General features: G+C 71.9%; 26 protein-coding genes and 1 pseudogene. 13 read left to right on the top strand and 14 right to left on the bottom strand.

Going from position 1 to position 24204, the window contains the following annotated elements; translation table 11 throughout:
* The first annotated feature begins 131 nt into the window (after positions 1–131).
* Positions 132–971, top strand: coding sequence for a DUF389 domain-containing protein (locus tag AH6_RS42015; RefSeq protein ID WP_083982193.1), 840 nt, complete (start codon positions 132–134; stop codon positions 969–971).
* A 69-nt stretch (positions 972–1040) separates the two neighbouring features.
* Here the strand turns inward: AH6_RS42015 and AH6_RS47000 are convergent.
* The 8 genes and pseudogenes from AH6_RS47000 to AH6_RS03760 all read right to left on the bottom strand — a co-directional run.
* Positions 1041–1265: pseudogene (locus AH6_RS47000) on the bottom strand (trypsin-like serine protease); the annotation flags it as partial.
* A gap of 42 nt (positions 1266–1307) precedes the next feature.
* Positions 1308–1655: a hypothetical protein gene (locus tag AH6_RS03730; RefSeq protein ID WP_067473479.1), complete on the bottom strand. Its 348-nt coding sequence runs from the start codon at positions 1653–1655 to the stop codon at positions 1308–1310.
* Between the two features lie 14 nt (positions 1656–1669).
* Complete coding sequence (locus tag AH6_RS03735; protein WP_245679164.1) at positions 1670–3223, bottom strand: HoxN/HupN/NixA family nickel/cobalt transporter; 1554 nt, start codon at positions 3221–3223, stop codon at positions 1670–1672.
* 131 nt (positions 3224–3354) lie between these two features.
* Entirely contained in the window at positions 3355–4632 is a 1278-nt protein-coding gene (locus AH6_RS03740; protein ID WP_067473482.1) for a tetratricopeptide repeat protein, read from the bottom strand.
* A gap of 155 nt (positions 4633–4787) precedes the next feature.
* The gene (locus AH6_RS03745) at positions 4788–6197 is read right to left on the bottom strand and encodes a DUF4331 domain-containing protein (RefSeq protein WP_218005696.1); all 1410 of its coding nucleotides are present in this window, start codon (positions 6195–6197) and stop codon (positions 4788–4790) included.
* Between the two features lie 432 nt (positions 6198–6629).
* On the bottom strand, positions 6630–7262 hold the full coding sequence (locus AH6_RS03750; RefSeq protein WP_067473484.1) for an SRPBCC family protein: 633 nt from the start codon (positions 7260–7262) through the stop codon (positions 6630–6632).
* 50 nt (positions 7263–7312) lie between these two features.
* Complete coding sequence (locus AH6_RS03755; RefSeq protein ID WP_245679165.1) at positions 7313–8374, bottom strand: medium chain dehydrogenase/reductase family protein; 1062 nt, start codon at positions 8372–8374, stop codon at positions 7313–7315.
* Between the two features lie 44 nt (positions 8375–8418).
* On the bottom strand, positions 8419–8766 hold the full coding sequence (locus tag AH6_RS03760; protein ID WP_067473490.1) for a hypothetical protein: 348 nt from the start codon (positions 8764–8766) through the stop codon (positions 8419–8421).
* Between the two features lie 159 nt (positions 8767–8925).
* Here AH6_RS03760 and AH6_RS03765 point away from each other — a divergent pair, with 159 nt between their 5' ends.
* Positions 8926–9585, top strand: coding sequence for a TetR/AcrR family transcriptional regulator (locus AH6_RS03765; protein ID WP_067473492.1), 660 nt, complete (start codon positions 8926–8928; stop codon positions 9583–9585).
* 7 nt (positions 9586–9592) lie between these two features.
* Here AH6_RS03765 and AH6_RS03770 read toward each other — a convergent pair whose 3' ends face one another.
* Positions 9593–10201 carry a CGNR zinc finger domain-containing protein gene (locus tag AH6_RS03770; protein WP_067473496.1) on the bottom strand — a complete coding sequence of 203 codons (609 nt, stop codon included), beginning with the start codon at positions 10199–10201 and terminating at the stop codon, positions 9593–9595.
* A 67-nt stretch (positions 10202–10268) separates the two neighbouring features.
* Here AH6_RS03770 and AH6_RS03775 point away from each other — a divergent pair, with 67 nt between their 5' ends.
* Positions 10269–10658 carry a RidA family protein gene (locus AH6_RS03775; protein WP_067473498.1) on the top strand — a complete coding sequence of 130 codons (390 nt, stop codon included), beginning with the start codon at positions 10269–10271 and terminating at the stop codon, positions 10656–10658.
* 56 nt (positions 10659–10714) lie between these two features.
* Positions 10715–10960: a hypothetical protein gene (locus AH6_RS03780; RefSeq protein ID WP_067473502.1), complete on the top strand. Its 246-nt coding sequence runs from the start codon at positions 10715–10717 to the stop codon at positions 10958–10960.
* A gap of 57 nt (positions 10961–11017) precedes the next feature.
* Here AH6_RS03780 and AH6_RS03785 read toward each other — a convergent pair whose 3' ends face one another.
* On the bottom strand, positions 11018–12247 hold the full coding sequence (locus tag AH6_RS03785; RefSeq protein ID WP_245679166.1) for an amidohydrolase: 1230 nt from the start codon (positions 12245–12247) through the stop codon (positions 11018–11020).
* 83 nt (positions 12248–12330) lie between these two features.
* Positions 12331–13488, bottom strand: coding sequence for an ROK family protein (locus AH6_RS03790; RefSeq protein ID WP_067473505.1), 1158 nt, complete (start codon positions 13486–13488; stop codon positions 12331–12333).
* Between the two features lie 116 nt (positions 13489–13604).
* On the opposite strand from AH6_RS03790, the gene AH6_RS03795 reads away from it, so the two are divergent.
* From AH6_RS03795 to AH6_RS03820, 6 genes are all read left to right on the top strand, one after another.
* Complete coding sequence (locus tag AH6_RS03795; protein WP_067473508.1) at positions 13605–14333, top strand: amino acid ABC transporter ATP-binding protein; 729 nt, start codon at positions 13605–13607, stop codon at positions 14331–14333.
* A 69-nt stretch (positions 14334–14402) separates the two neighbouring features.
* Complete coding sequence (locus tag AH6_RS03800; RefSeq protein ID WP_067473515.1) at positions 14403–15338, top strand: glutamate ABC transporter substrate-binding protein; 936 nt, start codon at positions 14403–14405, stop codon at positions 15336–15338.
* Between the two features lie 19 nt (positions 15339–15357).
* Positions 15358–16002, top strand: a complete 645-nt coding sequence (locus AH6_RS03805; RefSeq protein WP_067473517.1) for an amino acid ABC transporter permease — start codon at positions 15358–15360, stop codon at positions 16000–16002.
* Positions 15999–16847: an amino acid ABC transporter permease gene (locus AH6_RS03810; RefSeq protein WP_067473520.1), complete on the top strand. Its 849-nt coding sequence runs from the start codon at positions 15999–16001 to the stop codon at positions 16845–16847. Before AH6_RS03805 ends, AH6_RS03810 begins: the two co-directional genes overlap by 4 nt.
* Before the next feature lie 8 nt (positions 16848–16855).
* On the top strand, positions 16856–17803 hold the full coding sequence (locus AH6_RS03815) for an asparaginase (protein WP_067473524.1): 948 nt from the start codon (positions 16856–16858) through the stop codon (positions 17801–17803).
* Positions 17800–18543, top strand: a complete 744-nt coding sequence (locus tag AH6_RS03820) for a copper homeostasis protein CutC (protein ID WP_067473527.1) — start codon at positions 17800–17802, stop codon at positions 18541–18543. The genes AH6_RS03815 and AH6_RS03820 overlap by 4 nt, the downstream gene beginning before the upstream one ends.
* Positions 18544–18676: 133 nt before the next feature.
* Here the strand turns inward: AH6_RS03820 and AH6_RS03825 are convergent, their stop codons facing one another.
* Positions 18677–19573 (bottom strand): helix-turn-helix transcriptional regulator, encoded by an 897-nt coding sequence (locus tag AH6_RS03825; protein WP_157431243.1) that lies wholly within the window; start codon positions 19571–19573, stop codon positions 18677–18679.
* Positions 19574–19862: 289 nt separating this feature from the next.
* Between AH6_RS03825 and AH6_RS03830 the strand changes: the two genes are divergently transcribed.
* The 3 genes from AH6_RS03830 to AH6_RS03840 all read left to right on the top strand — a co-directional run bounded on the left by AH6_RS03830 (position 19863) and on the right by AH6_RS03840 (position 22663).
* Entirely contained in the window at positions 19863–20885 is a 1023-nt protein-coding gene (locus AH6_RS03830; RefSeq protein WP_067473533.1) for a zinc-dependent alcohol dehydrogenase family protein, read from the top strand.
* A 72-nt stretch (positions 20886–20957) separates the two neighbouring features.
* Positions 20958–21395, top strand: coding sequence for a cyclophilin-like fold protein (locus tag AH6_RS03835; RefSeq protein ID WP_245679167.1), 438 nt, complete (start codon positions 20958–20960; stop codon positions 21393–21395).
* A gap of 29 nt (positions 21396–21424) precedes the next feature.
* A complete protein-coding gene (locus AH6_RS03840; protein ID WP_067473536.1) occupies positions 21425–22663 on the top strand; it encodes an MFS transporter in 1239 nt (412 codons plus the stop codon).
* A 44-nt stretch (positions 22664–22707) separates the two neighbouring features.
* Here AH6_RS03840 and AH6_RS43350 read toward each other — a convergent pair whose 3' ends face one another.
* Positions 22708–22857, bottom strand: coding sequence for a hypothetical protein (locus AH6_RS43350; protein ID WP_157431244.1), 150 nt, complete (start codon positions 22855–22857; stop codon positions 22708–22710).
* Between the two features lie 635 nt (positions 22858–23492).
* Positions 23493–24122: a hypothetical protein gene (locus AH6_RS03845; RefSeq protein WP_067473539.1), complete on the bottom strand. Its 630-nt coding sequence runs from the start codon at positions 24120–24122 to the stop codon at positions 23493–23495.
* Positions 24123–24204 lie beyond the last annotated feature (82 nt).

Consider the following 24204-nt stretch of genomic DNA (forward strand, 5'->3'; position numbering starts at 1 on the left):
CGCTCAGGAATCTTGTGATCGCGGAAATCTCGAGGATGAAAGCTGCAGTGCGGTGGAACGGGTGCGTAGGCTTCTTTGATCTTGCCTTACTATGTAAAGCACCTTGGTTGTAAAATAATCCCCTCTTCGTAATGATCGCAGCCGCTGGCGTACTGGCCGACTCAACCGCAACGATAATCATCACTCCGCTGTCGACGCCCATCATGGGGATGGCGCTGGGGGTGGTGAAACGCTCCCGGACGGGTGCCGGCCGGTTCGTCCTAGACGGCGTGGCGGCGGTCGTCGCCGTCGGGCTGCTGACCTCGCTCGCCCTGCCGGGCTCCTACCGGTTGCTGGCCAACGGCCAGATCTCCGGACGCACCTCGCCCGGCCTGGCCGACCTGGTAGCCGCCGTCGCCACTGGGCTCGCCGGGGCCCTCGCCCGCCGCGACGTCGCCGCGGTCCTGCCCGGGGTCGCGATCTCGATCTCGCTGGTGCCGCCGCTGGTGGTGTCGGGCGTCTGCCTCGGCGCCGGCGCCCCGGCCCTCGCGTTCGGCGCGCTGGTGTTGTTCCTGTCCAACATGTTGTCGCTGGTGCTGGTCGGGACGTTCGTGTTCGCCGCCCTCGGCTACGTGGATGTCCCCGCCGGGGCATCGCGCCGACGGGCCGTGTTCGCGTTCGGCGGGCTCGGGGTGCTGGTGGTGCCCCGTTGCTTCTCCGCACCGCCGCCAACTACGCGTTCGCCGTGTGGGAGAGCCGGATCCGGGACACCGCGGCCCGGTGGGTGGCGGACGAGCCTGGGGCCTCGGTCGTCGGCGTCCGCCGGGAGTCGGCGACGTTCCACACCTCGGTCCGCACCCCCCCGCCGGACTGCCACCGACCGAGCAGTTGCTCGCCGATCTGCGCGGCGTCGTCCCCGGCAGGGTCCCGATCGTCCTGGAAGTCACCCGGGGACGGTGATCGACCTCGGCAGCGTCGGACCTGGAGCATGACGACGAACGTTTCGCCGCTCCGCTGGGAGAGTACTGGGGAGCGGCGGCGGACTGGTCGATGAAGTCGCGGATGGTGGCGAGGTGGGTGTACAGGATCGCCTTGCCCAACTGGGCGCACCCTCGGCCCCAGTTGACGATGCCCACGACCCGGTTCTGCATGGTCAGCGGGGACCCGGTGTCGCCGTCGCAGGCGTCACCCTTGCCGGGCGTGCCGCCGCCGCAGAAGAAGTGCTCGCTCACGGCCTGGGGCGGGTAGGCGTTCTTGCACCGGGAGTAGAGGCAGCCGTGGTCCACCTGGCTGGAACCGTCTCCTGCTTCGAGCCACCGGTCGGCCGGTCACCCGGGGGCGAGGATGGCGCGGACCGACTCGGGGTTTCCTCCCAGCTTGAGGTGGAGGCGGGCCCACTGCGCATCGGCGCTGGTCGGCGCCTGGCGGTCGCAGTAGGGACGGTTGCCGTTGGCGGTGTAGTAGCGCAGCAGGGTCAGGTTGCGGGCGCTGTCGGAGGCGAAGGACTCCTCGGGGGTGTGCCGCTGGTGCTCCATGCACGTCTGCGGTGCGGTCGCGGTGCCGGGCTGGAAGGGGCCGTGGTCGTCATCGAGGACGGTGGCGGCGGCGAGGCCGGCGGTGGCGGTGGTGGCTCCGATGACCGCGACGAGGGCGATGTACCTGGCCGTCGAAAGCATGCGAGTGGTCCTTCCTAGACGGATCCGTTGAGGCCGCGGAGCGTCAGGCCGACGCCGACGACGACCACCAGGCCCGCGGTGAGCATGGGGGTGTAGAGGGTGAGGCGAGCGGCCCGGCCGGTGAAGGGAAGGCGTTCGATCAGGTCGTGGAACCGCACCAGCAGGAGGCCGGCGGCGGTCAGGGTGGCCGCCATGCCGACCCCGTAGGCCAGCACGAGCGCGGCGCCGAACAGTGTCCGTCCCAGGGCGATCGCGCCCAGCAGGACGACCAGCGCCGAAGGGCTCGGCACCAGCCCGCCGGTGATCCCCAGCCCGATCAGACCGGCACGCCCGAATCGCCCTTCTCCGTGCCCGTGCCCGTGGCTGTGGCCGTGCCCGTGGCCGTGCCCGTGGCCGTGCCCGTGGCCGTGCCCGTGGCCGTGGCCGTGTGACGGTGGAGGTGGTGGGGACGGTATGCCGTGCGAGGTCGAAGCGACTCCCACCAACTGCAGGACAGGCTCGGCGGGCAACGCGCGTCGGCTGAAGCGGTGTGAGCGCCACGCCGAACGCAGCAGCCCCAAACCGATGGCGGCGACCAGCAGGCCGCTGGCCACCCCGAGCCAGGACAGCAACGATTCCCCGGCCAGCGTGGCCGATGCGCTGAGCAGCAGTCCCAGGACCATGACGCCGCCGGTGTGGGTGAGGGTGACGGTCGCGCCGACGATCAGCGCGTCGCGGGCCCGGCCGCGGCGTCCGGCGATGTAGGCGGCCATCACCGTCTTGCCGTGGCCGGGCATCGCGGCGTGCGAGGCGCCCAGCACGATGGCCAGCAGCAGTGCCAGCGCCCCCACGCCCACCGACAGGTGCGGGGTCGCGACCAGGGAGTTGAAGTGTCCGGTGAGCCGGTTGACCGCGGTGGCGAACCATCCGGCCGACGGCAGCGCGGGGAGGACGCCGGTGGTCGAGCCGAAGCCGGGGGCGGTGCGCAGCGTGGCCGTGCGGACGTCCAGCGGCGAGGTCAGCAGATCGCCGGGGTAGCGGCGCAGCTCGTCGCTGACGCTGCGCTGCGGCACCGGCGCTTTGTCCAACCGGACGCCCGCGCCGACGGCGGTGATCTCGTGCCAGCCGACGCGGTCGGCGCGGAACCGGTCGGCGAACTCGACCACGGCGGGGGCCGACAGCCGCACGGGTGCGGTGAACGAGCACGTCAGCCTGCTGGTGCGCAGTCCCGCCGTCCCCGGCACCAGCGCGTAGGCCGAGCCGGAGACCCGCCAGGCCACCGCCCGGCCCGCGACCGTCGTGGTCACCGCCGAGGAGAAGCCCGCGCACTGCGCGCGGGCGTAGGCGGCGGCCTCGGCGGCGCTCACCCGGGAGTCGTGGTCGGTGTCGACGAGCGGTTGTTCCTGGAGGGTGGGGATCTCGGCCGAGTCGACGATCGCGGTGTTGTCGATCCGGTCGGGCGACAGCCGCAGGCCGTTGTAGTGGTTGACGGTGAAGTTGCCCAGCGGGTGCCGGGGCGGCGTCGCGGCGCGCGCGTCGTGGAGGGAGGCCAGGCCGATCAGGATGGCCGCCATCAGCAGCGTGACCACGACCGACCGCGATGGCAGCCGGGACGGCGAACACGTCCGGTCATGCCGCCGGGCGATCGCCTGCGGTGGCTGGGTGCTTGCGGGCATTCCGCCCGGGGCGGGCGGGCGTGAGTCGGAACGGCGGCGTCGGGTCATGAGGGTCTGCCGATCGCTGGGATCTCGGGGGTGAAGCGGGGATTGATGGCGTGCGCGGTGGCGCGGTCGGCGGCCGCTGCGGCGCGGTCGCCGAGCGCTTGGTGGATCTCGGCGCGGTGGTGGTAGAGCGCGGCGTTGCGCCAGCCCAGCCGGGTGGCCTGCCGGGCGTAGCCGAGAGCCTCGGCGTCGCGTCCGTTGAGGTGCAGGGCCCAGGCGAGCGCGTCGGCGACCAGGACGCTGCGCCGCCGTTTCCATTCGGCCTCGGCGTGCCGCAGCGCGCGCACCTTGTCGCCGGTGTCGGCCGCGTGCTCGGAGGCGGCCAGGTCGTCGACCAGGCCGTTGGCGGCCTGGAGCCGCTCCTGCGTGGCGAGCAGCCGTTCCTGCGCGGCGGCCTGGTCACGCTGGCCCGCCGAGTGCAGCAGCTGGGCGTATTCGGTCAGGTACTGCGGCAGCGGGGCGCGGGCGACCAGGGTCTGGTAGCCGCGCAGGGCCGCCGGGGTGTCACCGCGCAGCGCCGCGGTCTTGGCGACGCCCTGGACCGCCGGAGCGAACGAGGCGTCGGCGGTGGCGGCGGCCCGGTAGTGCTCTTCGGCCTCTGCCAGATCCCCGGCTTGGAAGGCCAGTTCGCCCAGGTAGTAGCGGCAGAAGGCGACGTCGGCGGGCAGGTAGGCGGCCCCCAGCGCTTGGCGCAGCAGGGCGCGCGCTCCGGCGACGTCGCCGCGCTGTTGGCGTTCGTAGGAGGCGCGGGTGAAGGCCGGTACGCCGGGTGCCAGTTCGTTCATGCGCGTCACGGCGCGGGTCGCGGCAGGGTAGTCGCCGAGCTGGGTGTAGGCGTCGGCGAGCACGCCCTGCGCGTCGGGGCTGGCGGGATTGGCCCGCGCGGCGCGTCGGCCCCACTGGGCGGCCGAGGCGAACTCGTGCCGGGCGTTGGCCAGGGCGCCCATCCCGGTCATGGCCTGGTCGTTGCCGGTGGGGGCCAGTCGTAGCGATCGCTCCAGCGCGCCCTGCGCCCGTGGATAGTAGGAGGGGTCGAGGGTGGTGCGGGCCTGCTGGACGTAGGCGGCGCCCAGCGCCGCCCAGGTGCGGTGGTCGTCGGGTGCCGCCCGCAGGGCCTGCTGGTAGCGGCCGATCGTTCCGGGTGCTGCGCCGTCGATCGGAGCGGGCGGGCCGGGCGCGTCCCGGAGCGCGCCGACGCCCACGACCGCGACCACCGCGGCTGCGAGGGCGGCGACCGCCGCGTACAGCGGACGCCGGGGAACACGGTCGATCTGCACGGGTTTCCTCCGTCCTGGGGAACGCGGGCAGGACGCCCGGACCGCGCCACCCGGTCGCCGCCCCGGCTCCCGCCGGGGTGCGGCCGCGTCCGCTGGTGTCCTGCCCGCGTTCGGTTCTCAGCGGCCTCGATCGGAGGCGGCGTCCACCGGCCGGATCAGCCGGCCCGGTTGACGGCGCTGTTGTGCGGCAGCGCCACGTAGGGGAACGTCGACGCGAACGGCGACTCGTTGCCGTTCACCCCGTCCCCGTTGGCCAGGGCCGGGACGAGCCTGCCGGTCTGCGCGGCGCCCTCCAGCGCCTGCAGGCCGATGTCGAGCACGTCGTCGCCCAGGCGGCGGCCGTTGGGGAACCCCTGGAGGTCCCCCGCCAGGACGCCCAGCCGGTTGGGCTGCCGCGACACCGGGACGGCCATGTTGAGCCGCAACATCTCGGCGGGCGTGAACTTCCTGGGGTTGACGTCCTTGTTGAGGAGCTGGGAGTTCAGGTCGGCCTGGATCGGGCCGCCGGACTTCTTGGAGATGCCGGTCAGGAAGATCTGCGACAGGTCGCGGCGCGGCGTCGCCGGGGCCTTCACCCCGTAGATCTTCTCGATCAGCGCCGGGACCTCGGGCTTGAGGACCCGGTCCACCAGCGGCTTGACGGTGTGGTCCTTGGCCGGGTCCAGCCGGTTGAAGGCGCCCTTCAGCCCGGCGGGGGAGACGACCTCGTTGACCAGGGGGTTGCCCAGCCGCGAGACCTGCCGGTAGCCGCCGACCCGGGAGCCGAGGACGGCGCCCTTGCGCTCGGTGGTCGACCAGATGCCCACCACCGGGTTGCGGCCCGCGTTGCCCTTCAGGGCCAGGGCCTTCTTGGGCACCTGGAGCGCCAGGGTGTTGACGTTGTAGCCCCGGAGGGTGTCCTGCCCGACCTCCTTGAGGTTGGCGCCGTAGAGCAGGTCGAAGACCCGCAGGTCCAGGAAGAAGGAGTCGTCGGCCTGGCCGGCGTAGGCCCGGCCGCCGCCGGCGACCTGCCGGACCGCCTGCCTGCGCAGCGTCCCGTAGTCGGGCATCGACGCCGGGCCGGTGTTGGAGGGCGCGGCGATGGCGTCCTTGACCAGCGTCCGGGTGCCCTTGCGGGTCACCTCCTGGAGGGTGTAGCGCTGGCGGAACAGCAGCGTCGGGTCGGTCAGCGACCGCACCGGCCCGTTGTTGTACAGGAAGGTTTTGTTCCCGCGGCGGTCCTCGTTGCGGAAGGTCCACCGGTAGACGATGTCGGCCCTGGCGTCACCGTCGTTGTCGATCTTGATGTTGTAGCGGGTGTCGGTCGCGAACGGGTAGAAGTTCGGCCCCCCGTTCGGCTCCTGGAACGGATGCCAGTTGGCGACCAGGGAGACGCTGTCGGGGGCGTCCGGGCTGGTGAAGGCGTACAGGTCGGTGTTGTCGGCCTGGGGGTCGCCGGCGATGAGCGGCGCCTCGCGGTGGCTGGAGGCGCCGGAGGTGCCGGGCCCGAGCGCGGCGAGCATGCCCGCCGCGGCCAGCAGGCCGGTACCGGCGGCCACCACGGCCGGCCGTTTGATTCTGGTCACGGTGTCGCGGATTCCTTCCGATGGAACCCCGAAGCGGACGAATACCGCCTTTAAGGGGATTTCGCTCCTGGTGTGTACCGGGAGCGGACCGACCGTCGGGGATTTCGAGGTTTATTCGGCCGAGCGGCGCGGAAGGATTGGTGCCGCGACAAGATGCATAGAGATTGCTATTGCGTAAGATTTGCAATAAGGGTCGCTCGTCAGGCCCGCGTGACCAGTAAGAACGGAAATGTCCGCTAAGGCGCTGTTACCTTTATGGTCTATTGGCAACGTGCGGCCAGGACCTCCGGTGGACGGCAAGTCTTCAGAAAAGCGGCCCGGCTGTAGAGGTCATCTGTCGTCGCTCTCAAGGCAACGCGAGCAGGTATTTGTCCGGACAGTTCGCCGCCTTCCTCATGCCCGGCATGAGGAAGGCGGCGATGGGAGCCGGTATCAACGGGAGTGGCACGGCCTGCGGGTTTCGGCGGTCGTCTTCAGGTCGCGCAACCAGGCGTCGAGGCCACCGCCCAGGATCCTGGTCGCGCTGGGGACGTCCGCCTCGACCTGCGCGCCGGTCCAGGTCTCCTCGGTGTGCACGCGCACGCCGCCCCGCACCTTGGTGAACGTCCACAGGTGCACGCCCTCGTCGATGCGCACCCCCTGGCCGACCGCCGGGCCGCGCCACAGGATGCAGGTGTTGCGCTGGAGTTGCCGGACGGTGGACGTGATGGTCATCGTGGTCGCCGGAGTCGTGGGGGTGGGCGGCGCCGGGGTGGTCCACCGGAACCGCGAGCCCTTGCGGAGGGGGCCGTGGTCGAGGCGCTTCATCGTCAGGACGGGGGACTGCCAGGTCGGCCAGCGCTCCACGTCGGTCTGGAGCTCGAAGACGGTGCTCAGCGGCGCCTTGATCAAGACGTCGGACCCGTAGCGGACCTGCGCCGAGCCGTCGACGCCCTCCCCACGGCACTGCGGCTGCGCGGGGGCGGCGGCCTGGGCGGCGGGGACATTGCCGGCGAGGATGCCCGCGACGGCGAGCGAGAGCGTGAGCGCGGAGGTGCGGATGATCGACGGACCGTTGCTGAACATGGTGGGCCTCTCGTTCGGGGGGATGGAAGGCTCGGGGTCGCGCGACGCGCCTACGGCGTCAGCACGACCTTCCCGGTGACCGTGCCGGACTCGGCCAGCCGCACGGCGTCGGCGACGCGGGCGAGCGGCAGCTCGGCCGCGACCTGGGCGGTGATGTCGCCGCGCTGGAGAGCCGCGAAGACCTGGGTGAGGTCGGCGCGCAGCCGGGTCCGGAACCGGTCCTTGGCCAGGGCCCGTCCGGCCAGGACGTTGTAGAAGTAGGCGTGACGCCGGTTGGGCAGGGCGTTCCACGACCACACCCGGCCCAGCAGCTTGACGACGGGCCACCGCTTGGACCCCTCGTCGTCGAGGGTGGAGGCGCTGCCGTAGGAGACGAGCGTGCCGCCGGGGGCCAGCAGGCGCCAGGAGTCGACGATGCCGCGCCCGCCGACGTGGTCGAAGACGGCGTCCACCCCGCCGGGGGCGAGTTCGCGGATCCGTGCGGCGACGTCGTCGGCGCGGTAGTCGACGGGCCGAACGCCCCGTTCCCGCAGGGCGTCGTGGTGGCGCGCCGACGCCGTGCCGATCACCTTCACGCCCGCGAGTTGCGCGAGCTGCACCAGGATCGACCCGACGCCGCCGTTCGCGCCGTGCACCACGACGGTCTGCCCGGCGCGCACGCGCGCCTTGCGGTGCAACATCTGCCAGGCGGTGATGCCGTTGAGCACCAGCGTCTCCGCTTCCGCCGCGCTCACCCCGGCGGGCACCGGCACCACGTCGGCGGCGTCGACGAGCACGTGGCTGGCCCAGCCGCCGACCTTCGTCAGCGCCGCGACGCGAGCGCCGGCCAGCCCCGGCCCGACCCCCGCGCCGACGGCCTGCACCGTGCCGACCAGGTCGTAGCCGGGCACGAACGGGAACGCGGGCTGGTCGTAGTAGCGGCCCCGGCGCATCTGCTGCTCGGCGAAGGAGACGCCGGTCGCCTCCATCCGGACCACGACCTGGCCCGGACCGGGGACGGGGACCTCGCCGTGCCGGATCTGGAGCCCTTCCGGCTCGACCTTGCCCGGCAGGACGATCTCGACGAGCTCTTCGGTGTTCATGCCGACCTCCAGGAAATTACGTGTGATCATGTTCGTTATAGGGTCTAACTCAATTCGGATGGCAGTCGCCCGGTTCAGCTCCGGCGGGCTCGATGCACGCTCACGATGAGCGCGACGGACGCGGCGACGATCAGCCCGACGAAGCCCGGGTGGATGTCCTTGGACAGGCTCTGCGCGCCGTCCGGCCGCACCAGCCAAACGACCAGCGGAACCGCGTACGCGACGGCGACCAGCACGGCCGCCCAACGCACCGCTCGATCACCGGCGTAACGGAAGGCCCCGACCAGCGCGACCACCGCCGGGATGCCCGCCAGCAGCGCGAACTGCCCGAGAACCATCACCGGGACAGTCCAGGACGCGACGGCCACCGGCAGTGGAATGCGCCGACCCGCGTGGACGGACGGCTGCGACGTGATGGTCATGGTGTTCCCTTCACTCGACCGAGGCGACCGCAAGTGCGCTACGCCTTCATGCTTACGTTAGAAGTTATAACTCTACGGCGGCGGGAGTGTCAACAAGAATCGTGATAGCTTCTAACTAAACCTCAAAGCTGTAGCCACCAGGAGAAGGAGCCGCAGGTCATGGCGGACGCGGGCACCAAGCCAGGCGCGCAGACCCCGCGCGAGCGCTACCGCGCCCAGGTGCGCGCGGAGATCAAAGAGCGCGCGTGGGAGCAGATCGCCACCGCGGGCGCGTCCGCGCTGTCCCTCAACGCGATCGCCAAGCAGATGGGCATGAGCGGCCCCGCCCTCTACCGCTACTACGCCAGCCGCGACGACCTGGTCACCGAGCTGATCAGGGACGCCTACCGGAGCCTCGCCAACGCCCTCCACGGCGCCTCGGCCGCCGCCCCGGACCTGGCCGCACTGGCGCACGCCATGCGCGCCTGGGCGCTGGCCGACCCCCAGCGGTACTTCCTCATCTACGGCACCCCGATCCCCGGCTACCACGCCCCCGAGGACACCCGCGTCATCTCCAACGAGATCATGGCGATCCTGCTCGACGCCTGCACGGCGTCAACCCCGGACAGCCCCGCGACACCGTTCGACGCGCACCTGGAAGACCACCGGGACTGGGCGCGCGACCACCCCGCCTCGACCGCGATCCTCCACAAGGCCCTGACGTTCTGGACCCGCCTGCACGGCGTCCTGTCCCTGGAACTCGCGGGCCACTTCACCGGAATGGGCTTCGACGCCGACCTGCTCTTCGCGGCCGAACTGGACGACCTGCTCGCCCACTGAGCAAGCCCTATCCCGGCGAATCCGTCGACCGTCGGGCGCGCAGCGCGCGGAGTTTGTGGCGGTTGCCGCAACGTTCCATCGAGCACCAGCGCCGGGCCCCCGGGCGCGAGGAGTCGACGAACACCAGCGGGCAGTCGTCGCTCGCGCACTCCCGGACGCGCTCGGCGAGCGGACCGGACAGCAGCTCGATCATCTCCCGCGCCATGCTCGACAACGCCTGCGCGGCCCGCACCGGCGACGCCCATGCCGAGGTCGTGCCGTCATCGGCCAGCCGGGGGACCAGCGACGCCGTGGCGGCCACCTCGTTGATCGTCGCCACCGCCCCGGCGGGCAGCGGGCGGCCCGCCGCGCGGGCGTGGGCGGTGTCCCAGATCGCCTGCCGGAGGGTCTTGGCCGTGGCCAGCTCGTGGGCCGTCGCCGGGGCCGTCACGGCGGCGGACAGTGGCGGTTCGGCCAGCCATCCGGCCAGGTCGGAGGGCTCGTGCAGGGTCTCGAAGATCGCGTACTGACCCTCGCCGCCCGTGTGGGCGAAGTCCAGGCAGACGGCGCCGGCGTCGAACCAGAACGACCCGCCGCGCGGGTCGTGCAGGGTCCGGCCACTTGTGCTCGCTCGCATGAAACCAGTATAACGGGTGTCGTACCCGACACCGCTTAAACCGGTGTCCCGAGTAGAGGAGGCCCACATGGGCGTACGGCACATCAACCCCGAGGGACTCCACCGCAGCCCCGCCTTCAGCCAGGCCGTCGTGGTCGAGCAGCCGGCGAAGACCATCTACATCGGCGGGCAGAACGGCGTCGGCGCCGACGGCAGGGTGGTCGGCCCGACGGTGGGGGAGCAGGCCGCCAAGATCTTCGACAACCTCCGGGTCATCCTGGAGAGCGAGGGCGCGAGCCTCGCCAACATCGTGCACTGGACCATCGCCGTGGCGGACGGCCACTCCTTCGACGAGGGCGCGGCCGCCTTCCAGAAGGTGTGGAACCGGAACGACCCGCCGCCCGCCATCACCGTCCACGTCGTCGCGGGCCTGGCCTCCGGCGTCCTCGTCGAGGTCGACGCCGTCGCCGTCGTGTGACGCCCCCGCCGAAGTGATCTGATGGAGGCCCGGCCGTCAGGATCGCGGAGGCCCCCATGCCAGCCGAGCCGCAGACCATCGCCGAACTGTTCGTGAAGGTCGGGATGGGGACGCTGCGTGGTGCCGTCGAATGGGCGACGGCGCGCAAGCGCGTCGAGATGTACCTCGCCGACACGGAGGCCATCCCCGAGGCGACCGCCGCGACCTTGCGCCGCCTGTACGACGAGCTGAGCGACCAGGAAAGGCACAGCGCGCTGGCCAATCAGCGCGTGCAGGACATCCTTCGTTCGCTCGGAGACTGACCGAACGACCGTCCCCGCCGCCGCGCTCCTAACGCGCGGCGGCGGGGGCACGCCCCGTCACCCAGCCCCGCCCAGCCACGTCGTGGCCGCCGTCACCAGCGCGGTGACGCCCATGCTCAGCGTCGGCTCGACGACCGGCGCGAACTTGGGGGAGTGGTTCGACGGGATGTCCCGCTCGACCGTGCCCGCCTTCGCCGCCGCCGCGAACGTCTCGGGATCGACGCCGCCCAGCAGCCAGTAGCAGATCGGGACATCGGCGGCGGTCGCGAACACCCCGACGTCCTCGCTCCCCGTCATCTGCCCCGCGTCGATGACGTCGCCGTCCCCGAACCGGGACCGGAACGCCGCGGCCGTGCGCGCCGTCGCGTCGGCGTCGTTCACCAGCAGCGGGAACCGGTCCAGCTCCGCGACGTCGGGCGTCCGGTCGGCACCGGCCGTGACCGCCTCGCCCTTGACGATCCGGTCGATGGCCGCCAGCACCTTGTCCCGCACCGGCTCGGTGAACGTGCGGATGCTCAGCAGCAGCTCCGCGTTGTCCGGGATGACGTTGGCCTCCGTGCCCGCCCGGAGCGACCCCACCGTCACCACCGCCTTCTCGTCGCCGCCCAGCTCGCGGGACACGACGGTCTGCAACCGCATCACCGTCGCGGCGGCCATCACCACCGGGTCGATCGTCGTCGCGGGCATCGAGCCGTGGCCGCCCCGCCCGTGCAGGGTGACCTTCAACATGTCCTGAGCCGCGAACGCGGGCCCGGTGTGGCAGGCGACCTTCCCGGCCGGGAACGGCGCGACGTGCTGGCCGAGCACCACGTCGGGCTTCCCGAACCGGTCGTACAGCCCGTCGTCGACCATCGCCTGCGCGCCCCCGCCCGCCTCCTCGGCGGGCTGGAACACCGCCATGACGGTGCCCGACCACCCCTGACGCGCTCCGGCCAGCAGTTCCAGCGCGCCCAGCAGGCAGGTCACGTGCACGTCGTGCCCGCAGGCGTGCATCTTCCCCTCGACCGTGCTGGCATACGGCAACCCGGTCTGCTCGGTGACGGGGAGGGCGTCCATGTCCGCGCGCAGCAGCACCGTGGGGCCGTCGCCGTTGCGGAGCATCCCGACGACGCCGGTCCGGCCCACCTCCGTGGTCACCTCCAGCTCGGCCTTCCGCAGGCGGTCGGCGACCTTCCCCGCCGTCCGGTGCTCGTCGAACGCCGTCTCCGGATGCGCGTGCAGATCCTTGTAGAACGAGGCCAGATCGTCCTTCATCGTGTCCAGCCCGTCCAGAACCCCTCCGGCCACATCTCCCCCAATGACCTGCCATCACGATTGGTTACATAATTATGACATTGTGTAACGATCGAGCTGGAGCGGCAGGGGAGTGGTCAGCGGGCGAGCGCCCGGTCGATCCAGTCGCCCGACGTGTCCAGCAGCAGGTGCCCCGCTCCGAGGATGCTGGCGTCCCGCCCCGCGCGCGAGGTGGAGATCTCCAGGTTGCGGGTGGCGAGCGGCAGGCAGCGTTCGTAGATCGCGCCGCGCACGGTCGCCACCAGCGGCTCGGCCTCCGACAGGCTGCCGCCGATCACCAGCGCGTCGGGGTTGAAGAAGTTCACCAGCGCGGTCAGCACGTCGCCGATGAGGCGGCCCGCCGTCCGTACGGCGCTGGTCGCCTGCGGCACGCCGTCGGTCACCAGTTCCACGATGCGCGACGGGTGCTCCACCGCGATGCCCTGCCCGGCCAGCGACGCGGCGAGCGCGGCCCCGCTGGCGTGCGCCTCCAGGCAGTCGGGATGGCCGCAGGAGCAGTCGACGCTGGCCTCCGACAGGATCCGGACGTGGCTGATGTCGCCCGCCGCGCCGCGCCCCCGGTGCAGCTGCCCGTCCACGATGACGCCGCAGCCGATGCCGGTGCCCAGCTTGATCACCATGAGGTTGTCCAGTCCCGGCCAGAAACTCCGGTGCTCGCCGACCGCCATCAGGTTGGCGTCGTTCTCGACCAGCGCGGGCACCCCCGCGCGGTCGGCGGTGAAGTCGCGGACGGGGAAGTCGTTCCAGCCCGGCATCCGCGAAGGTGACACCACCTGCCCGGTCGCCGGATCGACGGGACCGGGCAGCCCGACGCCGATGCCCCGCACCGGCAGGTCGCTCAGCCCGCGATCGCGCGCGAGCGCGCGCAACTCGTCGATGACGGCGCTCAGCGTCTCCTCCGGACCGGCCGCGATGTCGCACGCCAGGTCCGCCAGCGCGAGCGGCGCGCCCGCCAGGTCCACGACCGCGAGCCGCGCGTGGTGCGCGCCGAGGTCGGCGGCCAGGTAGACGCCCGCGGTGCGGGCGAGCCGCAACCGCCGCGGGCGGCGCCCGCCGCGCGAGGCCCCCGCGCCCTCCTCCACGAACAGGCCCGCCTCGATGAGCTGCTCCACGCGCAACGAGACGCTGGAGGCGGCGAGGCCGGAGAGCCGGGCGAGTTCGGCTCGTGACTCGGCCCGGCCGGTCGCCACCAGGCGCACCAGCGCCGCGGGTCCGTCGTCTCTGCTGTTGCGCACCCCAGATTGATAGCACGCGCGAACTTGATCCATCAATGTGTTGACTTGCGTTGATTTTGGGTTCTATCGTCCTGCCAAGCTTCGATTTCGAAGAAAGTTAGAGCGTGGGTGACCGAATGATCGAGGTTCGCGGGCTGCACAAGCGTTTCGGTGCGCACACCGCGCTGCGTGACGTGGATCTGGACGTGGCCAAGGGCGAGGTCGTCGTGGTGATCGGCCCATCCGGGTCGGGCAAGTCCACGTTGTGCCGGTGCCTGAACCGGCTGGAGACGCCGGACGCCGGGAGCGTCCGCGTCGACGGCGCGGAGCTGCCCGCCGAGGGCCGCGCGCTCGCCCGGCTGCGCGCCGACGTGGGCATGGTCTTCCAGTCGTTCAACCTCTTCCAGCACAAGACCGTGCTGGAGAACGTGACGCTCGCGCCGGTCAAGGTGCGCGGCCTGTCCCGCGCCGAGGCGCAGCAGCGCGCCCGTGAGCTGCTGGACCGCGTCGGCATCGGCGCGCAGGCCGACAAGCTGCCCGCCCAGCTCTCCGGCGGCCAGCAGCAGCGCGCCGCGATCGCCCGCGCACTCGCCATGCGGCCCAAGGCGCTGCTGTTCGACGAGCCGACCTCCGCGCTCGACCCCGAGATGATCGGCGAGGTCCTGGACGTCATGACCGGCCTCGCCCACGACGGCATGACCATGGTGGTCGTCACCCACGAGATGGGCTTCGCCCGCCGGGTCGCCGACCGCGTGGTCTTCATGGCCGACGGCGAGGTCGTGGAGACCGGCGCCCCCGCCGCCTTCTTCGACTCACCCGCCACCGACCGGGCCCGGGACTTCCTGGCCAAGGTCCTCGACCACTAGCCGCACCCCGGCTGAGCCACACCCCCGGCGCGACCGCCACGGCGCGCCACCCGAGAAAGGTTGACGATCATGGTGCGTACCCCCGCGACGCGGTGGGCGACGGCGGCCGCGGCCGCCGCGCTGGCGCTGGCCGGCCTGACCGCCTGCTCCAGCGACGACGGCGGCTCGGCGGTGCCCGGCGGCGGCCCCGCCGGCGGCAAGGAGGACCTGGCCGCCGCGGCCCCCGTCGCCGCGAGCCTGCCCGCCGGCTCCACCATGGAGAAGATCAAGAAGCGCGGCGAGCTCATCGTCGGCGGCTCGCTGGACGCCCCGCTGCTGTCCCAGCAGAACCCGGCCACCAAGCAGGTCGAGGGCCTGGACGCCGACTTCGGGCGGCTGCTCGCCAAGTACATCATCGGCAAGCCGAACGTGAAGATCGTCAACTCGGCGTCCGAGACCCGCGAGGCGCTGCTGTCCAACGGCACCGTGGACGTGGTGTTCCAGACCTACAGCATCACCCCCGAGCGCGCCAAGCAGGTCGCCTTCGCCGGGCCGTACTACAGCTCCGGCCTGGTCATCGCCACCAAGAAGGGCGAGACCGGCATCGCGACCCCGGCCGACCTCAAGGGCAAGACGGTCATCGCGGGCGCCAACACCCCGGCCATCCCCGCCATCAAGAAGGCCGCCCCGGACGCCAAGATCGTCACGTTCGGCAGCGACCCCGAGTGCGTCCAGGCGCTCAAGCAGGGCCGCGGCCAGGCGTACGTGCAGGACGAGGCGCTGCTGCTGGCCACCGCCAAGCAGGACCCCACCATCCAGATCCAGGGCAAGCCGTTCACCAGCGACCCCTACGGCATCGGCCTCAAGCACGGCGACGCGCAGATGAAGACGTTCGTCAACGACTGGCTCAAGCAGATCCAGGCGTCCGGCCTGTGGGCCAAGACCTGGAAGAACTCCATCGGGACGGTCGTGCAGGGCGAGGCCCCGCAGCCGCCCGCGCTCGGGTCCGCGCCGGGCTCCGAATGACCGGGAGCCCCGCCCTGCCATGAACGTCATCACCGACCACCTCCCGGAGTTCGGCTCCGGCCTGCTGCTGACGGTCGAGCTGACCCTGCTGTCCCTGGCCGGCGCGCTGGTCGCCGGGATCGTCGTCGCCGCGATGCGGGTCAGCCCGGTCGGCGTGCTGCGCGCCGCCGGGATGGCCTACGTCGAGACGCTGCAGAACATCCCGCTGCTGGTGTGGCTCGTCCTCGCCGTCTTCGGGCTGCCCGAGATCGGCGTCAAGGCGGGCCTGTTCACCACCGCGGTCGTGGTGATCTCCCTGTACCAGGGGGCCTACACCGCCGAGGCGGTCCGGTCCGGCATCAACGCGGTGCCGGCGGGGCAGGGCGAGGCCGCCCGCGCGCTCGGGCTCACCTTCACCCAGTCGCTGCGGCTGGTCATCCTGCCGCAGGCGCTGCGCACGGTGGTCCAGCCGCTCGGCAACATCGCGATCATGACGTTGATGAACACCGCGCTGGCCGCCGCGGTCGGCGTGGTGGAGCTGACCGCCGCCGCCAACCGCGTCAACCTGGCCGAGGCGCAGCCCATCTGGATCTTCGTCGCCGCGGGCCTGGCCTACATGGCCCTGTCGGGCGTCGTCGGGCTGGCCACCGGGACCCTGGAACGGAAGCTGGCGATCCTGCGATGAGCGCCTCACGCCTGCTGTTCGACGAGCCGGGCCCGCGCGCCCGCCGCCGCATCCGGATCGCCACCGTCCTCGCCGTCGTGGCGGCGCTAGCCCTGGTCGGGCTGGCGCTGCGGCAGTTCGCCGACAACGGCCAGCTCGCCGCCGAGCGCTGGCGCCCCTACGGCACCTGGCCGATGTGGCGCTACCTGCTGGAAGGGCTGCGCTCGACGCTCGCGGCCGCCGCGGTGTCCATCGCGATCTCCGCGGCGGCGGGCGTCGCGCTGGCGCTGGGACGGTTGTCGCCCAGCCGGTGGTTGCGGCTGCCGTGCGCGGCCTACGTCGAGATCGTCCGGACGGTCCCGGCGCTGCTGCTGGTCTACATCGTGCTGTTCGCGCTGCCGCGCTACGGCCTGGATCTGCCGCTGTTCTGGAAGCTGGTCGTGCCGCTGTCGGTGTCCAACGCCGCCGCGTTCGCCGAGATCTTCCGGGCGGGTATCCGCTCGGTGGAGCGCGGCCAGCTGGAGGCCGGGCTCGCGCTCGGCCTGACCCGGGGCCGCGCGATGCGGCTGGTCGTGCTGCCGCAGGCGGCGCGGCGCGTGCTGCCGTCGCTGGTCAGCCAGTCGGCCGGGCTGCTGAAGGACACCTCGCTCGGCTACGTCGTCAGCTTCGCCGAGCTGCTCTACAGCGGCAAGGTCCTGGCCAACTACAACCACCTGCTCATCCAGACCTACCTGGTGGTCGCGCTCGTCTACCTGGTGATCAACGCGACGCTGTCGAAGGTCGCGCGGACGCTGGAGGCGCGGCAGCGGACCCGTCCGTCCCGCGCCGTCGCCGACGCCGTGCCGGCCGCCCAACCCACCACCTGAGGACCCAGATGTACGAAGTGCTGGCCGAGGTCGTCCGCAACGGCTTCGTCGAGAGCCGCCACTACGGCAGCGTCGCCGGGCTCGCCCCGGACGGCACGCTCGCCTACACGCGCGGCAACCCGCAGGAGACCGTGCTGCCGCGCTCCACGACCAAGCCGTTCCAGGCGGCGGCGTGCCTGGCGGCGGGCGCGCCGCTGACCGGCGAGCGCCTGGCCATCGCGGCGGGCAGCCACACCGGCGAGGACTTCCACGTCAAGACCGTCGAGGCGATCCTGGCCGACGCAGGGCTCCACGGGGGCGCCCTGCGGTGCCCGGCCACCTGGCCCGAGGACGAGCCGACGCGGGACGCGCTGGTCCGCGCGGGCCTCGGCGAGTCGCGCGAGCGCATGAACTGCTCGGGCAAGCACGCCGCGATGCTCGCCGCCTGCGTCGCCAACGACTGGCCGCTGGACACCTACCTCGACCCGGGCCACCCGCTCCAGCAGGGCGTCCGCACCACGATGGCCGACTGCGCGGGCGAGAACCCCTCGCCCGTCGCGGTGGACGGGTGCGGCGCGCCGCTGTTCGGGCTGACCCTCGTCGGGCTGGCGCGCGCGGCCCGCTCGCTGACCGCCGCGCAGGACGGGCCGTCCCGCGCCGTCGCCGACGCGATGCGCGCCCACCCCGAGTACGTCGGCGGCACCGGCCACGTCAACACCGAGATCATGCGGGCGCTGCCCGGCGTGGTGGCCAAGGGCGGCGCGGAGGGCGTGCTCGTCGCCGCCACCGCCGAGGGCCACGCCGTCGCCGTCAAGGTCATCGACGGCAGCCCCCGCGCCACCACCGCCATCGCGCTGCGCGCGCTCGCCGCGCTCGGCGCCGACACCGCCCCGGCGGCCGCGCTGGGCACCGTCCCGGTCCTCGGCGGCGGCCGCCCGGTGGGCGAGATCCGCACCACCACGGAAGGAACCCAGTGAGCCTCACCTACGAGATCTGCATCGACAGCGTCGCGGGCGCCATCGCCGCCGAGCAGGCCGGCGCGCACCGCGTGGAGCTGTGCTCGGCGCTGTTCGAGGGCGGGCTCACCCCGAGCCTGGGCACCGTCCGCGCCGCCCTCGCCGCGGTGTCGACGATCCGGGTGAACGTCATCATCCGCCCGCGCGGCGGCGACTTCATCTACGACGAGCACGAGGTCGCGGCCATGGAGCACGACGTGGCCCTGGCCCGCGAGGCGGGCGCGCACGGCATCGTGATCGGCGCGCTCACCGCCGACGGGGAGATCGACCGCGCCGTCACCGAACGCCTCATCGCCGCCGCGGGCGGCCTGCCGGTGACCTTCCACCGGGCGTTCGACATGGCCGCCGACCCATTCGCGGCCCTGGAGACCCTCATCGAGCTGGGCGTGGACCGGGTGCTGACCTCGGGGCAGGAGGTGAGCGTGCTGGAGGGCGCGCCGCTGATCGCCGAACTGGTCGAGCGCGCGGGCGACCGCATCATCGTGATGCCGGGCGGCGGCGTGACCTCCCGCAACATCGGCCGCATCCTGGAGGCGACCGGCGTCCGCGAGGTGCACTTCGCGGCCCTGACCGACGAGCCGAGCCCGGCCGTGCACCGCAACCCGCGCCCGTACATGGGCGGCGAACTGCGCCAGCCGGAGTACCGCCGCCGCGTGACGACCGCCGCGGCCATCGGCACGATCCTGCAAGCGGCGAGCTAATACGCAAGAAACCGTCCGGAGGCTCGCCGTCGCCTCGTCCGCACCTGCCCGTAAGTGGGCGCGGACGAGACGACGGCGAGCCTCTTGGTCGTGACCGCCGGATTCGGCCACTTTCCGGCATGCCGTCTCGTCGTTACTGGTTCTCCACGACGTCGGAGGATCGGCCGTCGTCGAGGGTGGCCGCCCAGCTGGCGAGCAGGCGGAGGGCGTCGTGGCCGGGGGTGTTGGGCGCGGCGGTGTAGACGGTCAGGTTGAAGTCGTGGTCGGCGTGCAGGTCGATGGACTCGTAGTCCAGGGTCAGGTCGCCGACGGCCGGGTGGTGGAAGGTCTTGCTCCCGGCGTGGTGACGGCGGACGTCGTGCTGCGCCCAGCGGGTGCGGAAGTCGTCGCTGCGGGTGGACAGCTCGCCGACCAGGTCGGTGAGGTCCTTGTCGTAGGGGTCGCGTCCGGCTTCGGTGCGCAGCAGTGCCACGGTGATGTCGGCGGCGGTGTCCCAGTCGGGGAAGAAGTCGGCTCCGGCCGGGTCCAGGAACTGGAAGCGCGCGATGTTCGGCGGCTGGGAGGCGGCCGGTCTGGGGGACTGGAATACCGGCCAGTACATGGCGCGGCCGAGGTGGTTGGCGGCCACCAGGTCCATCCGGCCGTTGCGGATGATGGCGGCGGCGTCGGTCATGGCGTCCAGCATCTGCTGCAGGCCGGGACGGACCTTGGCGCGCGAACGGCGATGGGGACGGCGGCGGGCCCCGGAACCGGCGGCGTGGGCCAGGTCGAACAGGTGGGCGCGCTCGGCGTCGTTCAGCTGGAGGGCGCGCGCCAGGGCGTCCAGGACGTTGTCGGAGACGCCGGACAGGTTCCCGCGCTCCAGGCGGATGTAGTAGTCGACGCTGACGCCCGCCAGCAGGGCGACCTCCTCGCGGCGCAGGCCGGGAACACGCCGGTTGCCCCCGTAGACCGGGAGCCCGGCCTGCTGCGGGGTGATCCTGGCGCGTCGGGTGGCCAGAAAGTCGCGGATCTCGTTCCTGCTGTCCATGCCCTCCACGCTATGCGCTGCCCTCCGGACGAGGGGGGTACTGCCGTTACCTGGAACAACAGTCCCTTTCAGGCGCCCGCGAGCAGGGGTTTCATGGCAGAGGTGAGGCCGTCCAACGGCCAAGCCTCGGTCAAGAGCCTTCCGGGCGGTCACCGGCGACGGGCGCGAGCACGTCCGGCCGGGTAGACGCCGCATAGGCCGCAAACAGGTCGTCTAGGGCCGCACGAAGCCGTCCGCCCATCGCGGCGCCCGACCGGACGCCGCCCGTTCGCCACAAGGAGTTCCGCCCATGCGTGGAGTAGTTCTGAACGCCCCGGGAGACGTGCGCGTCGAGGACCGCGCCGACCCGGAGATCATCGAGCCGACCGACGCGGTCATCCGGGTGACGGCGGCCTGCGTGTGCGGGTCGGACCTGTGGCCCTACCGGGGCGTCGAGGCGGTCGACGGCCCCGCTCCCATGGGGCACGAGTACGTCGGCGTGGTGGAGGCGGTGGGCGACCAGGTCACCACGGTCCGGCCGGGGCAGTTCGCGGTCGGGTCGTTCTTCGCCTCCGACAACACCTGCGAGATCTGCCGGGCCGGGTACCAGTCCCGCTGCGTGCACGCCGTGCCGATGGGCGCGATCGGCACCCAGGCGCAGTACGCCCGCATCCCGCTGGCCGACGGCACCCTGGTCGCCACCCCGGAACTCCCGTCCGACGACCTGGTGTCCGGCCTGCTGGCCGCCTCCGACGTGCTGGGCACCGGCTGGTTCGCCGCCGTCGCCGCCGCGGCCGGACCCGGCAAGACCGTCGCGGTGGTCGGCGACGGCGCGGTCGGCCTGATGGGCGTGCTGGCCGCCGAGCAACTGGGCGCCGAGCGGATCGTCATCTTCAGCCGGCACGCCGACCGGCAGAAGCTGGCCGCCGAGTTCGGCGCGACCGACGTCATCGCCGAGCGCGGCGATGAGGGCGTGGCCCAGCTCAAGGAGCTCACCGGCGAGCTGGGCGCGCACTCGGTGATCGAGGCGGTCGGCACCCAGGAGTCGATGATGCAGGCCATCCGCGCGACCCGTCCCGGCGGGCACGTCGGGTACGTCGGCGTGACCCACGATGTGCAGATCCCCGGTGACGAACTGTTCTTCTCTGGCGTCCACCTGCACGGCGGCCCGGCCCCGGTGCGCCGCTTCCTGCCCGAGCTGATCGACCTCATCTGGGAGCGGCGGATCGACCCCGGCAAGGTCTTCGACCTGACCCTGCCCCTGGAGCAGGCCGCAGACGGCTACCAGGCCATGGACGAGCGCCGCGCCATCAAGGCCCTGCTCAAGCCCTGACGCCGCGTCCTCGCCCGCCTGATCCCAGAAACGACGCCCATGGAATCCGTCCGTTCCCGGCTCCTGACACGGGTGCCTCTGATCGTCGCCGTGCTGCTGATCCTGGCCGCCTGCTCCGGCGTCTCACCCGGTCCGCACACCGCACCGGCAGAAGGGAAAACCATGAACATCCGGCTCACCATCGACGGCCACCCCGCCGCCGCCACCTTGAACGACAGCGCCACGGCCCGCGACCTCGCCGCCCTGCTCCCGCTCACCCTCGACCTGGAGGACTTCCACCAGACCGAACGGATCGCCTACCCGCCCCGCAAGCTGGACACCTCCGGAGCGCCGGACGCGGCCGAGCCCAAGGCCGGTGACCTGGCCTACTACGCGCCCTGGGGCAACCTGGCCCTGTTCTACCGCGACTTCGACCTGTCCTCCGGCCTGGTCATCCTCGGCCGGGTCGCCGACGGCGACATCGAGCGGCTCGCCACGGCGGACCGGATCACCATCGAAGCCGCCTCCTGACCCGCCCTTCGTAAGGAGAAACGCCACCCATGTCCTCCGCACCCGGCAAGCTGCCCGTCGTCGTCTGGGTCCTCGCCGCCGGCACGTTCCTGATGGGCACCACCGAGTTCGTCATCGCCGGGCTGCTGCCGCAGATGGCCGCCGACCTCGGCGTCGGCGTCTCCCAGGCCGGGCTGCTGATCACCGCCTTCGCCGTCGGCATGATCGTCGGCGGTCCGGCCATGGCGATGGCGACGCTGCGGCTGCCCCGGCGACAGACGCTGGTGCTGGCCCTGGCCGTCTTCGCCCTCGGGCACGTCGTGGCGGCCACCAGCGGCTCCTTCACCGTCGTGCTCGCCGCCCGCGTCGTCACCGCGCTGGCGACCGGGGCGTTCTGGGCCGTCGGATTCGTGATCGCGACCGCCGCCGCAGGCCCTGGCAACGCGACCCGGGCCGTCAGCGTCATGATGGGCGGCCTGACCCTGGCCAACGTCGTGGGCGTGCCGATCGGCTCGCTCGTCGGCCAGTTCACCGGCTGGCGCGGCACGTTCTGGGCCCTGGCCGTCCTGTCCGGCCTGGCCGCGACGGTCGTCGGCCGCTTCGTCCCGACGGTCCGGCAGCGCGCCGGGGGATCGGTGCGCGCCGAGATCGGTGCGTTGCGGCAGGGGCGGCTGTGGCTGGCACTGACCGCCGCGATGCTGATCATGGGCGGGGTCCTGGCGACCTACACCTACATCACCCCGCTGCTGACCGGCCGCACCGGCATCGCGGAGGGGGCCGTCCCGCTGGTGCTGATCGCGTTCGGGGTGGGCGCGCTGGGCGGGAACACCATCGGCGGCCGCCTGGGCGGTCAGCGTCCCATGGCGACGACCATCACCGCCGTCGTGGCCACCGCGCTGACCCTGCTCCTGCTGATCCCGCTGTCGACCGGCGCCGTGGCGACCGTCGTCCTGGTCTTCCTGATGGCGCTGGCCGGATTCGCGGTCCCGCCGGTCCTCACGTCGCTGGCGGTACGCCTCGCCGACGACGCGCCCACCCTGACGTCGGCGCTGACGACCTCCGCCTACAACACAGGCATCGCCGCAGGCTCAGCGATCGCGGGCCGGGCCCTGGCCTCTTCCCTGGGCTTGACCGGACCAGCCCTGGTCGGCGCCATCTCCGCCGCCCTCACGCTGCTACCGCTGATCGCACTGGCCCTGAGGGGCACGTCCCGCCGAGCACAGACGACGACCCGGTGCACCACCCCGGCCCACGAGCCGGCCGCAGTACCGGCTTCCTCGCACCGCTGACCCGCACGGATTGCGCCAGACAGCAGCGTCGCCCTGCCCAGCCGTCACCGCTGCGGCATACGCTCCCGGGCCGGCGGGGCGATGCCGGATTGCGCCTCAGCCGTTCCGCCGTAACGGACGTCCCGAGGCGTCGTCCGCCGCTTGCCGAACAGGGCGGCGGCCAGTGCCTTGGAATACTCCGCCATGAAGTTCATCTGTCCCCCCGTGATCCACCCTCATGATCATCGAACACCTCTCGACATATATTGATCTTCAGCCCGGTTTTTGTTCCCGTGGTCTTCGTCACTGCCCCGCGCCAAGCCCGCTCCAGACGACCAACGCGACCGCCTACCGGCGATAGCCATCGAGGGTGTGCTCGCATCCTGCATCCGGCTCCGTGAACGAGCGCAGCTTCAAAGAGGGAACGCACCACCATGACCAGCGGAAGAGCACGAACCTCGGTGGGGAGCGGCAACTCTCCGCCAACAACCTCCAGAACCGATCGACCCGCACCGCGCCGGTACGACCCCGCCCCGGCGCATCCCACACCCGCACCGCCGACCGCTGCGTGAGGTTTCGGCCAGTACACCTCTACGTGCACCGCCGCCGTCCGCGCCCAACCGCGCCCCACATCCGACGCCCCGGCTGCTCCTCCCGGCCCAACGCCCATGCAGGGAGATCAAGAATTGTCGGAGGTGGTTGCTGCGAACGGTGCGTGGACGCTGGGCAGCCAGAGGTCCACGGAGGTGGCACCGCATCCAGGCATCACCCCGCAACGGCTGTTCCAGAGGGAGCGGTCGCCGTGAATACGCGCCTGCTGCCCGCTGTCCCGACGGCCATCGCGCTGTGTTCAGTCGAGCAGGAGCGGGTCACTGATCTGGAAGTTCTCGTCGAAGATCTGCACCAGCCGGGAAGCGGCCTGCGGTGAGAGGGCGCCGGCCCACCGGTCGACTGAGTCAAGGAACCCCTGGAGCTGGCGATGTGCGGCCTTCAGCAGATCGGGCAGCTCGTTGAGGCTGATCTCCAGAACGCTAGAGGGAAAGGCCGGGTTCAGAGCACGGGCGTTCTGGTCAAGGCGGACCTTGTTCTGCTCGATCCGCACTCGGGTGTGGGGGTCGTGCCCCAGCCACAATTCGTCGTCGCCCTGCAGCAGCTGGGCCCAGTCCCGCCAGTCCTCCAAACCGCAGCAACACCCCGGCACGATCTGGGCTCGCGTGGTGGTGTCGTGCAGACGCAGACCGCCGCTCATCGTCAGGCATTCGGCTTCGACCAGATGCCGGTCCAGCAGGTGGTGCAGCTCGGAGAGCGGTTCGACGGGGATGCCGGAGCGGGAGAACAGCTCCGCCATAACGGTGCCGACCTGGTCCAGGGACATCTGCCCTGACAGCGCCAGGAGAAGGTCGTCTGGCCGCTCCGCGATCGGCCAGGCGGTGAAGTCCGGCAGAACGAGAGTCTCCACGACGACCTCAGCAGTGATCATGACCGGAAGTCTCCCGCGTTCCCCCTGCCGGACGTGCTCGACGGCCGACCGAAGCGCATGCTGATCAGGCTTTCCATCATGT

Source organism: Actinomadura hibisca NBRC 15177, assembly GCF_001552635.1.
In the GTDB taxonomy this organism is placed as follows: Bacteria; Actinomycetota; Actinomycetes; order Streptosporangiales; family Streptosporangiaceae; genus Spirillospora; species Spirillospora hibisca.